Source organism: Pseudoalteromonas shioyasakiensis (assembly GCF_024518675.1).
Classification (GTDB): domain Bacteria; phylum Pseudomonadota; class Gammaproteobacteria; order Enterobacterales; family Alteromonadaceae; genus Pseudoalteromonas; species Pseudoalteromonas shioyasakiensis_B.
The window spans coordinates 145,922-159,054 of the sequence record NZ_JANIGL010000004.1 but is presented as its reverse complement, the minus strand read 5'-3'; the positions used below and the strand labels follow the sequence as shown (position 1 = coordinate 159,054).

Sequence of the window (13,133 nt, the reverse complement as noted above, 5' to 3'; positions counted from 1 at the left end):
TTTACTACAAAAAAAATGAAGAATTTATTTATACCAGTTATGGCTTTTTGAACAAGTTAAAAATATTCATGCTAGGATCGCCTCTTTCTTTATTTAGCTAAATTTTAAGTAAGAGCTCATCATGCCTGCCAGTTTATGTTTAATTATCGCCACCTTTTTATGGGGTAGCTCTTTTATTGCACTAAAATATGCGATAGCCATTTACGATCCTGCTTTGGTGATTTTTTTACGTATGCTCACAACGTTAATGTTGACACTGTGTTTATGGCGTTATGTTATTCGTTTTGAATATCATAAAGGTGACTGGAAATATCTACTCGGTATGTCACTGGCAGAGCCGTGTTTGTATTTTTTATTTGAAGGCCACGCAATGGAATATACCTCGGCCTCACAAGCCGGTGTAATTGTGTCGTGCTTACCCATTATCGTGGCTTTCTTAGCGTTTTTTATGCTTAAAGAGTATATAAGCAAGGCCATTGTTATTGGTTTTACTTTTTGCATTGGTGGCAGTATTTTACTGACCTTACTCTCTCCAACTTCTGAGCAAGCGCCTAACCCGCTGTTAGGTAACTTTTTAGAACTGATGGCAATGGTCTGTGCCGCGTTTTATACGGTCGCGGTAAAACACTTAGCCGCGCGTTACTCCCCTCTAACTCTCATTGCTTTACAAGGGTTTAGTGGTAGCCTGTTTTTTGCCCCTTTCCTTTTATTTATAGATTTACCGAGTGAAAATCAACACGATTTAACCGCTTTGCTGAGTATTTTATACTTAGGTTCTTGCGTCACGCTAGGTGGTTATGGCATGTATAACTACGCAATTGGTAAGGTATCTGTGCTGACAGCCGCTGCCTATTCAAACTTAATTCCTATTTTCACTTTAATTTTATCAGCGATACTTTTAGGTGAAATACTCACTCTTGGGCAGTGGCTTAGCATTGCTGTGGTATTCGTTGGAGTAATGGTAAGTCAACGCCATCAAGAACTCGTGGTTGATATTGATGACGATACTTTATCTGCTGATACCAATAGCCTTAAGTCAGTGCCTGAGGCTAAAGAGTCAAACGGATAACAGGTTAATAAATATAAACCGCTTTGTGCTAAAAAATCATGCAGGGATTGATGTATAACCTCGATTTTTCGCACCTTGTACTGCGTAATTTGACCATTTTGTGTTTGCAAACTAAATACTTCACCCACTTTCGCATTCTTTAAAAACGCAAAGTGGGTATCGTTATGCCCTGCGATGAGCGCTCCTGCGTTGCTTCCTAGCTTACCGCTAGGTAAAAAGTGGCTCGGCGCAAAAGCTAAGTTTCGCCCTGTAGCACCAGCAAGAACCGTCAATGTTTGCTGCTGAGTAGGCCAACTAAGCTGAGCACTAACATAGCTGTCGGCGTAAAACCATGGTTTAACCCGCTCATTTGGGCTTTGTAATGCTTGTTGCCATGCTTGCTCAATTAGGTATTGAGCAAGCCATGCTTTCGCTTGCATATAACTACCATGTGCTAACAAGCTTACACCTGACGCTAATAATGCCCCTGCCAACCAAGCCTTCACTTCTTTAACCTTAATAAACTATAACCAAGCAGTAATATACAACCCATTAAAATATGCATGCGGCTTTGACCATCCGTTTGTGGTAAACGCATTGCTAATCCTTGTGGTACTTGATTTTTAACCTGTACTTCATACTCTGCGGGAGTGTTAGTCGCAGCTTGCTCTATCGCAACAAACGCTGTAAATGGGCTAAGCAATTGATGCTCCAATGCTAACGCTTGTACTTGTTGTTTAACTAATTGCTTATCGTTGTATAACAACAAGGACTTAATTTTTTGCCTGGCCCACAACCGGCTAATACCTGTGGCATTCTCGCCTTGGTACGAATTGAGCTTTATATCCAGAGGCCCTTGTGCTGTTCTACCTTGTAACGAAATAGTGTCATCAGCAGTTAACTTAAGCGCTACCATAATGGGCTCTGCAAAATATAAATCAGGTAGTGGTGAAGGCCAATACTCAAGCGCTGTATTATTGCTATGCAGGCTTAACTGAGTCATGGCAGGGTGTGCAAGCTTATTGAATAATTGCTGCATTTTCGGCTGTACGTCATGGCTGCTACCAATAAATGTAAAGGTTCCACGACCAACGTCGGCGGCACGGCGCATAAAATAGCTATTTGGCGCACTGCCTATCCCCACAGTAAATAGCCGACTATCACCAAGCTGAGTGCGAATATTTGCAAATAAAGCATCTTCATTACTCACACTGCCGTCGGTTAGAAAGATAACTTGGCGAACAAAGCCTGCGTGTTCTTTCGCATCTAATACAGTATCCAGCGCCGCTTTTATCTCAGTCCCGCCATCAGCTTGCAGGCCATAAATAAAGCGCTCTGCACGACGTAAGTTAAAATCGTTAGCGGCCACTGGTTGCTCACTCATAACCGTCACTTTATTGTCAAAGCCAATAATGTTGAAGCTGTCACCATCATTTAGTAACGATAATGCATAGTAAAGTGCGCTTTTGGCTTGCTCCATCGACTGCCCATGCATGGAGCCTGAGGTATCAATCACAAACACCATTTCACGTGCAAGGCGTTGAGTTTGAGTAAAATAATCATCTGGCGGCATCAGCATTAATAAGCCATATTGCTCACCATTTTCTAACCGTTCAGTAAAAAACGCAGCCTGCGCTTGTTCTTTTTGCAATGGTTTAAATTGCAGTAAAAAGTCACGGTCATTGCCGCTTTCTTCATTCAATTTCACCTGATACCGGCCAAATGTAGCATTTTCAACAGCCACTTGATGGTATTTAGATTGAATATCAACGAGCTCTAAACCAACATCAATATCAATGGTTAAACTAAACTGGCCTGCGCTTTGCTCTTGCGTCTCACGCCTCTGAAATACTGGGCTTAGCCACCCTGTAGGAGCCAGAGTTTGCGTATTTACGTCCTTATTATCAGCCAAAATACCTTTCATTGGGTGGTAGCGCGGGGTGATGGTTGTAGGAAAGCGAATCGCAAAAGTACCACTGCGATAATCTATGATTTCTTGATATTCCAACTCTATAGTCAGCTCTTGTGCCGGACTAATATTAGCCACATTGGCAGTAAATAAGTTAGCGCGTTGTTGGCGTATAAGCGCCGCTTGTTTTCCGGCTTGTTTAGCCTCTTTAAAGCGCTGCTCTGCTTGTTGTTTTTTGTCTATTTGCCCCTTGATTACACGTTCACCTATTCGCATGGTCATGGCATGTACCGCACTTTCATCAGGTAAAGGAAAAACATAACGAGCATTGACCGCAAAAGGGTTTTCGTTACGGTAACGTTGTGTCACTACAACATGGTTAATCAATCCCGTGACGGTCATTTTGGCATCACTTTGTAAAATAATACCCGGAGCGACCTCAGTGCCTTGGCTATCATACATTGTTAGCCCAGGTGAAGCCGCTAATACAGCGCGGGGTATACAGATCAGCATTAAGAAAAAAAGGCTTACCCACAGCGTAAAATGGCCATAGGTAAGCTCTTTGCTTAGTTTACTCAACATAAAAATCACTCCCTTGATGGGTAAGTAGGCGCACAAAATGCACCTACAGGTATCTATTAATTACGTGCGGTTTGAGAAGTGTTACTTGGGCGTGTTGTTAACGTGACACGACGGTCAAACACGTTATCTTCGAAGCTATCGCTATTAGCCACAGTTTGCTGTTCGCCAAAGGCATTAGCTGTTAAGCGGGTATGGCTGATACCTTGTTTTATTAAATAGCTTTGCACTGCTGATACGCGTTGTTTCGACAATTGCAAATTTGCTAGTTCATCCCCACGTTGATCGGCAAAACCATTTAAATCTAATTGCAATTCAGGTTGGCTTTGTAACAGGCTTACTAGTTGGTCTAATTGGCTGGCAAAATGCGGGGCAATCTCACTTGAACCAGTTTTAAATTGAATGGTCATGGCCATTAAGTTATTCATTTGCGCCAATGCCATTCGTTCATTGTTTTGTTCGAGATGATCTAATTGCTCACTTAACTGAGCATTTTGTGCCAGTACATGATGGTAATCATCCGTTTTATCTTGCATTACAATCAATGCTCTTTGCTGTTCTGCTATTTTATTTTCGGCAACTTCTTTATCGCCAATTAAGCCTCCAGCAAATGCGCCAACAAATGCACCTACGGGCCCACCGACAATGCCACCTAAAATTGCACCTGTGCTAAGGCCTACCAGCGTTTCTTTATGTGTTTCTTTTGCCTGCTTAGTTTTTGCGTGAGCAAAGTTAGGAGCGATAAATAAAGTGGCGATAGTGCATGCGATAATAAGTTTTTTCATGATTTATTCCTTTGTACTTAATTGTTTAGTCATCTGTTCAGCAAGACGTTGGTTGCCATCTGCTGTAATTGGGATGGTGTTATTAAAACAACTGCAAGTGGCAACAAAGGGGAGCAAAAAGGGCAAACTGCTGAGCAATTGTGGCAAAAAAATGGCAATTGCCTTTTTGCCAATGCGAAAACAAAAAAATTAGGTATAGTGCAATCAGAAAGTTAAAAAGGGTTAACAATGAAAAAAATCGCCATTATTGAAGATGAGACCGCTATTCGCGAAAACTACATGGAAATGCTGAGTGCGCAGGGCTATCAGGTCTGTGGCTATAGCGACCGCCAAAGCGCTGAACATGCTTTTAATGATGCCTTACCCGATTTAGCCATTGTTGATATTGGCTTAGGTCATGAAATTGATGGTGGCTTTTTACTGTGCCAGACACTGCGAACACTCTCTAAAACATTGCCTATTATTTTTTTAACAGCCCGAGACAGCGAAATAGACACCGTATGTGGCCTACGTATGGGCGCAGATGACTATCTCACTAAAGATATCAGCATGGCACACTTAGCCGCGCGCATTGGAGCCTTATTTAGACGGATGGAAGCACTGGAGCAACCCGCTGACGAAACAGCTTTAATTAACCGCGGCCCTCTTACCCTAGATACTAAACGTATGCAGGTGTTTTGGCAGCAGCAATTAGTTGATTTAACAGTGACTGAATTTTGGATGGTGCACTCGTTGGCACAGCGTCCTGGCCATGTAAAAAGCCGTAATGAATTAATGAGCGATGCAAAAATTTATGTTGATGATTCAACGATCACCTCCCATGTAAAACGTATTCGGAAAAAGTTTATTGCCCTTGATACCAAATTTGACTGCATAGATACCGTATATGGTATGGGCTACCGTTGGGAGCAGGTGTAATGCTGCGTTTTGGTTTGCGCAGTAAGTTTATATTACTGTCGTGCTTTTTGTTTTTATTGCCTTGGTTGGGTTATGAATATGTATGGGAAATGGAAAAGTTTTTACGTCAAGGGCAAGAAAAAACCTTAGTCGGCACCACCCGAGCTCTGGCAACAGCGTTACATGAGCGCCCCGCTCTGTTTGACTCACAAAGTAACTTTTTAGATCAAGTTGTCAAAGGTCGCGACCTTTATGCCTATAACCTCAGTAACCCTATTCAGCTTGATGGTAAGCTGTCTGATTGGCACCCCTATCAAAATTTAATGTGGCAGTACGATGAGCGCTATCTACAAGGGAATAAAGTAGATCATCAACCTTCTGATCTGTCTTTTGAGCATATGGTTGGTAAATATGATGCATTCTTATATGCGGTTTTTAACGTTACCGATGAGTCGTTAGTTTATCGTGCCAAGAACAGTTTAAGTTTAACCCGGAACGATCACTTACAAATCATGTTAAAAACCCCAAAGGGCGAATTTAAACACTATATTGTCGCGGCTCGCCAAGATGGCTGGGTTAATGCATTTGATGCCACAAGCAAAGTACCTTTTACTAAAATTCAAGGTTATTTTAGCAGTACCGCCACAGGCTACAATATTGAATTACGCTTCCCCTTAAGCATGCTAGGGAATAAGCTAGGCTTTGCGATTGAAGATTGGGATGCAGATAAAGTTGAGCCGCAATTAATGTCAACCTCAAACATACTCAACCCTAATGACATTGGTTCAGTATTGGTTCCCTCACCTGAGATAAACCGTATTTTAAAAGGCATGGGTCACAGTGGTAGCCGCATTTGGGTGGTAGATAACCACCACAGAGTACTCGCCCAGTCGGGTTCTATTCATCATGCTGACGGCGTATGGGCTGATGGTATTACCGATAAACCTGCGACCACCTGGTGGCAGCGATTTGAAAAAAGCTATTTACACCCGCTCTACTATAAAGTCCTCACTCGACCTGAAAATGAGTTTTTAGATACCCTGCACGATGTTGCTGCAATGCAAGGCAGCCATATTGCAAAGGCACTGAGCGGCACACCCGCATCATCATGGCGACTCACTCCCGATAACAAAGCGGTTATTTTATCTGCGGCCTATCCTATTTGGATAAAAGACAAAGTAATTGGCGCCGTAATTGCTGAAGAAACCACCAACGGTGTCCGCACCCTACGTAATAAATCACTTGAGAAGTTGTTTAATGTCATTTTAGCAGTGATGCTGATTGGCACCGTGACTTTATTCTTTTTTGCTTCGCGCATATCAAGTCGAATTCGACGCTTACGTGATACTGCAGAGCAGGCAATTGATGCTCAAGGCCGAATAACAGGCAGCATCAATTATAGTGATTCAAACGATGAGATCGGCGACTTATCACGTAGCTTTGCGAATATAGTCAGTCGCCTTGGTGGTTACACTAATTATTTAGAAACCATGTCTTCGCGACTCTCCCACGAACTAAGAACCCCAGTTGCGGTAGTACGTAGCTCACTTGAAAACTTACAAATGCAGCCGCAAACTGAGCTAAGTCAAAAGTACCTTGATCGCGCCAGCGAAGGGGTTGAACGTTTAGGTAAAATAATTACCACCATGAGTGAAGCAACACGTTTAGAGCAAAGCATTCAAAGTAATGAGCCTGAGCCTTTTGATTTACAAAAAGTCATTACAGGCTGTATGCAAGGCTATCAACTGACCTATCCACAACAAACATTTAAGCTCGCTATTTGTGATACAGCGTTGCCCGTTATTGGTGCACCTGAGTTTATTGCCCAACTCCTCGATAAGCTGATTAATAATGCATTAGAGTTTAGCCAAGAGAATACGGCAATTAACATTGCCCTTCGTAAATCTGACAATACCGCAGTGTTATCGGTAAGTAATAAAGGGCCGTTGCTGCCCGAGGGGCTAGCTGAACACATTTTTGACTCTATGGTATCAGTGCGTAGTCAGCAACTGCAGCAACAACCGCATTTAGGCTTAGGTTTATACATAGTGCGTTTAGTGTGTGAATACCATAAAGGCAGTGTTAGCGCTGTAAATGCTCCACAAGGCGATGGTGTTGAATTTACTGTACACCTCCCCTTAAGCAAAGATAGTTAAGTTTAAGAAAGTTTTTCAATTTAAAAAGGTATTAGCGTAAATGTAACCCTCAAAAAGCGAGGGTTACATTTCTACACAATTTGCCTATTAAGTGTTCACTTATAATTCAGCCTCACAAGCATAAGCTGTTCAGCATCAAATAGTGGTGAATAGTTAGGAGGTTAAAATGCAAACTGTGTTAAAACGCGAAGAAATTGATTTTATTTTCGAGTTATATCGCCATGAGCCAAGTGATGACGCTAATTACAACGATATTGAAACCGATAGCCAAAAACGTGATTCAGCACAAACGAGTGATGTTTTTAAGCCAAGTTATTTGACCTAAAAGCGGTTTGCTCATTACAATGGCGCACCTTGAAAAAGCGACGCCAAATAATGAAGAGCCATTCAGCTAGAAAAGAACTTATTTTACTTCCTATATTACTCATTGTGATTCTACTTTGCGTTGCTGGACACTTTTTACTACAAGCCAGCTTTCAAAATAGTAATATTATTGAATATTTACTCGCTGCTTTACCTTTTGCCATGTTTACACTCGTGATTATTGCATTTAAAATAGCCGCGAAAAGCGAAAGCGACGAACAATAGAATACCCTTCAGGGCTGATATTTTTTTTCTGCCATAATAACTTTTTCTAAATAGCGACGCGATTCAGCCCTAGAATGCTTGGTTGTTAAAATAAGGTAAAACTCACTAGCTGTTAGATTATTTATCTCTGAAAAAGCAATAGTCCTATTACTATTAAATATTCTTAAGACATTACCTGCTCCACCATTGTATGAAGAGATCATTGCATAATGTTTATTTGTATCAGCCCATATTTTGTTTAAATAATTATTTTTCAATATACTTAAATAAGCTGTACCAATATCTATATTATTTTTCGGATCAAATAGTACAGTTTTAGTTGGTTGCCCTGACACCTTTTTTATTCTTTGATATACATCTTTTCCCGCAGTAGCTGGGATTATCTGCATCAAACCATATGCATTTGAAGAGCTTACAGCATAAGGATTAAAGCTACTTTCGGTCTCAATAATACTGTAGATAAGCGCGGCCGATATTTGATATTTTTTTGCTGAAGCAAGCACATAATCACTGTATTTTTGCTTACGTAAATGTAGATTTTGTGCGACAAGAGGAAACGTAACCGAAGTAATTAAATGGCCATAACTATGCTTTTTCTGTAAATTTGTATTCACTAAATATTGAGCAAATCGATTGGCTCGCCAGTGATATTTTATTGGTAAACCATCTTGGTCTAATACTTGTTGATACAAAAATGGCTCATCACCTAAACTCGGCGCTTCGCTGGTAAAAATATCGGTCTTATCTGGATCACTGGAAGTCAGTAAGGTCATGACAATCGCTTGAGTCAACAGCGTCTTAATATGTTTAGTCGCTATTGTTTCTACTTGCACCGTATTTTTATCAAAATCAATGATGGCGCGAGCTTGGTAGTCATTGCTATATTTTACATATTTTTTTCGCGAAGGTTCTTGGGAATTTTGTTTTCCCCAAACACCATTAACTACCAGCTCCAAATCACCTAAAAGTTTATTAACATTATCAACTTGTAGCTCAATGGAGCGTTGTGTTTTTTTTGCCTGTTTATGAATTGCGATAATATCGCTAGGATTGGTTTTGACTTGCTTTACCAGTTTATCTAAATCTTCAATAGGAGCGTTTAAATCAGGGACTGTTTTACAACCATTAACTAATAATACAAAAATAAGTAAAACACATCGATTCAAAATCACTCCCCAATCCGCTCAACATAAAGCTCAAGTTATTATAATATATGGTAACCAAACCAGTCCGGCTTTATAATTTGTGCCTGCCCACTTGGTGTTAACTTTATATTAAGCTGGCTATCGAGTAAGTCAATGGCAAAGCAGTCATCCACATCATGTAGATCATCCTTATGTAAATGAGTTAACCCAGCTAATAACTGCTCTTTTGCTCGCTGCTTAGCTTGCTCTGCATCTTGTGCTACATACAAAGCAAAATCATGCTGCTCCGCAAGGCTATCAGCGCGATAAGCGCCTAAATTCACAAAAAATAACTTTTCAGCTTGGCTAACAGGCTGCTCAACCACTTCGACTTGGTATCCATCAATATGCTTAATTGCCATATAACTATCCATATGCACAGTGCTTTTATCGCCCACCCATTGGCTTTTTAACTTGGAGTAACATTGTTCAATAGAGTCACCTACGACAAAACGAACATCATGCATTTCTATATGACAACCTTGGATCCGCCCACCTAAATACACCATAAATAGCTGCATATGTTACCCCTACAAAATATTATCAACATCAATGTTGTGTTTTTTTATTAACTTATAAAAGTCTGAGCGATTACGCTTTGCAAGCTTTGCCCCTTCGGCGACATTGCCGCCGGCCATTTTTAGCGTATTGATCACGTAATCACGTTCAAATTCTTTTTTCGCATCGTTTAAAGACAGCGGCTCAACGTTACTTTCATTACTATTAAGCGCACTTTCGACTAACTGCACCGATATTACCTCGCTTGGGGTCAAAGCAACAACCTGCTCAACGACATTTTGCAATTGGCGAATATTTCCCGGCCAATCATAGCGCACGAGCGCATGCATGGCATCGCTAGCAAAACGTTTTTGTGCCTGTCCCATACGTTTTGCGATCATGGCACTGAAGTGTTGAGCAAGTAAGCTAATATCTTCACGGCGTTCTTTTAAAGCTGGCAGCTTTAAGTTAACAACGTTCAAGCGGTAGTATAAATCTTCACGAAATTGCTGATTTGCAATCGCATCAGGTAAGTTTTTATGAGTTGCTGAGACAATGCGTACGTCAATGGGGATCTCTTCTTGAAAGCCTACCGGGCGAATCGTTTTTTCTTGCAATACACGTAATAACTTAACTTGCAGATTAAGCGGCATATCACCAATTTCATCTAAAAATAATGTGCCGCCTTGCGCTTGCTGAAATAACCCTTGATGATCTTTTACAGCCCCCGTAAATGCGCCTTTTTTATGGCCAAATAACTCCGATTCAAGTAGCTCTCCAGGCACAGCACCACAGTTAATGGCTACAAACGGCCCATCACTAACATGGCTGTGTTGATGAATCGCATTAGCGAGTAACTCTTTGCCCGTACCACTGGCGCCAGAAATAAGCACATTAACCTGCGTTGGACCGAGTAGTTTAACTTGCTCAAGTAAATGCAACATAGTACCACTTCGAGTCACGATATCACTGCTTGATGTCTGCTCATCACCACTTAAGCCGTGAATTTCAATCGCTTTAGCTAGACTGTCAAATAATTCGTCTTTATCTACGGGTTTGGTAATAAATGCAAAAATACCTTGCTTAGTGGCCTCTACTGCATCTGGAATTGAGCCATGCGCTGTCATCATAATAACAGGCAAAGCAGGATAGCGGCTTTGCAGTTGCCGATGCAGCGCCATACCGTCCATTTCATCCATGCGCAAATCGGTAATAACCGCATCAAACACATGGCTTTTAAGAAGTTGTAGGGCTGCAATCCCACTTTCGCAGGTTGTAACTTGGTAGCCTTTAGATTCAATTCGAATAGACAGCAGCTTAAGTAAACTTGCATCATCATCCACTAATAAGACACGGGCATTTTGAGGTAATTGAGACGACATAGCGTTACTGCTCCTTGGTTTCTTCGCGTAATAGCAATTGCTGCTCGATTGTTGCTAACGATGAGAGAGTCTCTTGCATTTTATCATGCAGTGCTTCTTGCTCTTTTTTTGCGTTAATCTGCTGCTTTATTTGCTGTTTTTGTAACCACCAATATTGCTTGATATCATCCGGCCAATAATAAGCTTGATCGAGTTTTAATAACTTAGTTAATACAGCGTCTGGCGCTAAAACATTATTTTTACAACTAAAATCAAAGTACTGCTGGATTTCTTTGGCGCCAACAAACTGCGTGTTATTTTCAGTTATTTTAAACCCACCACATGCTTTGGCATGCCAGCCGATTATCACCTGGGCAGGTGGATACATAGGATCTGTTTTTGGACGAGGTTTTGGATTTGGCAAGCCTTCATTTGGTTTAGCTACTGGCTTAGGCTTAGCCGCAACCACTTCTTGCTGCACTGTGTTATCCGTTAACTCACACCCTGCAAGAGCGATACTGGTGATGCAAACCATGGCAATGGTTTTTAAATGCACGCCCATACTAGTTAACTCCCTTTGTTTTATTTATTGGAATTTGAATTTTGAAACGACACCCTTGCGGTTCGTTATGCTCGACTTGTAACGTCCCCATCAGTTGCTCTACTGATTCCTTTACTATTGTTAAACCTAAGCCACTGCCTTGAACAGTGATATCTTTAGCATTTTTACCTTGGTAAAAAGCGCTAAAAATCTGTGATTTTTCATGTTCTTTAATACCACTCCCTTGATCGCTAACAATCAACTGTAACGTATCCTCAGATTTAGCAACCTCGACATTCACAACACACCCATTATCCGAAAATTTTAATGCATTTGAGATCAATTGAATTAGTATCATTTCAATCAACTCAGTCGCGATAGCAATTGACTTATTAGGTAAATCTGAGTGCCAAGATAAGGTTTGCTCTCGCGCTGATAAACGATGCTCAAAATGATTATTTATTTTGTTAATAAGATCTGAAAATTCAATTTCATTTATACTGTCTTTACTGGTACGAATAGCGTTATAACTTAACAAACTATCAATCATAGTACGTAAACGCACCATACTTTGCGTAATCAACTCGAGTACAGCTTGCTGCTCTTTATTAATAGGGCCGACAATTTCATCACTTAGTAAATCAGTCCCCTCGACCATTGAAGCTAACGGCGTTTTCAGCTCATGCGTCACATGACGTAAAAAAGTATCTTTTTGTTGTTCTAGCATGTGCAATTGCGCTTGCACCCATTGCAACTTATTCCCTAATTCAACTAACTCCGCTGAGCCTTGCACCGAGATGTTTTGTTGCCAATGCCCTTGCCCCAGTTTATCTATTACTGACGTCAGCCCTTTTAATCGGCCGCTAATACGCCATAAAAAGCCACCACTAACTAACAAGGTCAGTGGTATAAGTGCAACTAACCAATTTATAAATGAATTCTGTAGTTGTTTTAGTTGTCGTTGGTTATCGGTGATTTTTTTTTCATTTTGATCACGTAACCACAATGTTTGTTCTGCGATAAGCTCGCTTACAGGAATAAATAAGTTAGCATCTTGAAGGTTTTCAGTTACCAGCTTTTGACGGGTGCCTGTCAGCAGCCGAGAAAGCGTTTGCCACTGTTGCTTGTAGATTTTTTCGCTACTTAAAAACGACAACTCATCAACACGTTGCAATGACGAGCGCCACTTATCAACGATTAACTCATCTAACGATTCACTTTTAAGCACCCAGTTTTGTCTAGTTGCACGCTCTAGACTATTGAGGTCCTGCTTTAGGTTATTAAACGCTTTTGATATTTGGTAATTATCACTCACAATTTGCTGGGTAACGGCAAGCTGTTTATTGAGTGCATTGAGAAAAACTATTACCACAAGAGATAAAGGAAGAAGTGACAATAAAGTACTAAATAGAAATTGCCCGATCAAATTTGGCCGCCATGCAAAAATTGCTTTGTACTTTTGTGCAAAAGGCGCTGGCATAATTACTCCTTAATTCTAATCTCACCATTATTAACTAGCTTACTTATACACTAGCTGAATCAGTAAAAATATATAATTGCGCTCAACCACACCATTGAAAGTGCCAT

Annotated in this window: 13 protein-coding genes; 5 read left to right on the top strand and 8 right to left on the bottom strand. The window is 40.8% G+C overall.

Translation table 11 applies throughout. The features are described 5' to 3' along the window. The first annotated feature begins 121 nt into the window (after positions 1-121). Positions 122-1,069: a DMT family transporter gene (locus NQT69_RS13515; protein WP_256828206.1), complete on the top strand. Its 948-nt coding sequence runs from the start codon at positions 122-124 to the stop codon at positions 1,067-1,069. Here the strand turns inward: NQT69_RS13515 and NQT69_RS13510 are convergent. Genes NQT69_RS13510 through pdsO form a run of 3 tightly spaced genes read right to left on the bottom strand, consistent with a single transcriptional unit; the run spans position 976 to position 4,321 of the window. Then, positions 976-1,554, bottom strand: coding sequence for a class GN sortase (locus NQT69_RS13510; protein WP_256828205.1), 579 nt, complete (start codon positions 1,552-1,554; stop codon positions 976-978). The genes NQT69_RS13515 and NQT69_RS13510 overlap by 94 nt on opposite strands. Continuing rightward, on the bottom strand, positions 1,551-3,539 hold the full coding sequence (locus tag NQT69_RS13505) for a marine proteobacterial sortase target protein (protein ID WP_256828204.1): 1,989 nt from the start codon (positions 3,537-3,539) through the stop codon (positions 1,551-1,553). Before NQT69_RS13505 ends, NQT69_RS13510 begins: the two co-directional genes overlap by 4 nt. Before the next feature lie 56 nt (positions 3,540-3,595). Further along, a complete protein-coding gene (gene pdsO / locus NQT69_RS13500; protein ID WP_256828203.1) occupies positions 3,596-4,321 on the bottom strand; it encodes a sortase-associated OmpA-like protein PdsO in 726 nt (241 codons plus the stop codon). Positions 4,322-4,549: 228 nt separating this feature from the next. Between pdsO and pdsR the strand changes: the two genes are divergently transcribed. The 4 genes from pdsR (at position 4,550) to NQT69_RS13480 (ending at position 7,962) form a co-directional block, all read left to right on the top strand. Further along, a complete protein-coding gene (gene pdsR, locus NQT69_RS13495; protein ID WP_256828202.1) occupies positions 4,550-5,239 on the top strand; it encodes a proteobacterial dedicated sortase system response regulator in 690 nt (229 codons plus the stop codon). Next, the gene (gene pdsS / locus NQT69_RS13490; RefSeq protein WP_256828201.1) at positions 5,239-7,374 is read left to right on the top strand and encodes a proteobacterial dedicated sortase system histidine kinase; all 2,136 of its coding nucleotides are present in this window, start codon (positions 5,239-5,241) and stop codon (positions 7,372-7,374) included. Before pdsR ends, pdsS begins: the two co-directional genes overlap by 1 nt. Positions 7,375-7,540: 166 nt before the next feature. After that, positions 7,541-7,699 (top strand): hypothetical protein, encoded by a 159-nt coding sequence (locus NQT69_RS13485; RefSeq protein WP_256828200.1) that lies wholly within the window; start codon positions 7,541-7,543, stop codon positions 7,697-7,699. A gap of 50 nt (positions 7,700-7,749) precedes the next feature. After that, positions 7,750-7,962, top strand: coding sequence for a hypothetical protein (locus tag NQT69_RS13480; RefSeq protein ID WP_256828199.1), 213 nt, complete (start codon positions 7,750-7,752; stop codon positions 7,960-7,962). A gap of 8 nt (positions 7,963-7,970) precedes the next feature. Here NQT69_RS13480 and NQT69_RS13475 read toward each other — a convergent pair whose 3' ends face one another. Genes NQT69_RS13475 through NQT69_RS13455 form a run of 5 tightly spaced genes read right to left on the bottom strand, consistent with a single transcriptional unit; the run spans position 7,971 to position 13,026 of the window. Continuing rightward, entirely contained in the window at positions 7,971-9,134 is a 1,164-nt protein-coding gene (locus tag NQT69_RS13475) for a murein transglycosylase domain-containing protein (protein ID WP_256828198.1), read from the bottom strand. 32 nt (positions 9,135-9,166) lie between these two features. Beyond that, on the bottom strand, positions 9,167-9,667 hold the full coding sequence (locus tag NQT69_RS13470; protein WP_256828197.1) for a DUF1543 domain-containing protein: 501 nt from the start codon (positions 9,665-9,667) through the stop codon (positions 9,167-9,169). A 9-nt stretch (positions 9,668-9,676) separates the two neighbouring features. Beyond that, complete coding sequence (locus NQT69_RS13465) at positions 9,677-11,026, bottom strand: sigma 54-interacting transcriptional regulator (RefSeq protein ID WP_256828196.1); 1,350 nt, start codon at positions 11,024-11,026, stop codon at positions 9,677-9,679. A 4-nt stretch (positions 11,027-11,030) separates the two neighbouring features. After that, positions 11,031-11,567: a hypothetical protein gene (locus tag NQT69_RS13460; protein WP_256828195.1), complete on the bottom strand. Its 537-nt coding sequence runs from the start codon at positions 11,565-11,567 to the stop codon at positions 11,031-11,033. A gap of 1 nt (position 11,568) precedes the next feature. Then, positions 11,569-13,026: a sensor histidine kinase gene (locus tag NQT69_RS13455; RefSeq protein WP_256828194.1), complete on the bottom strand. Its 1,458-nt coding sequence runs from the start codon at positions 13,024-13,026 to the stop codon at positions 11,569-11,571. Between the last annotated feature and the right edge of the window lie 107 nt (positions 13,027-13,133).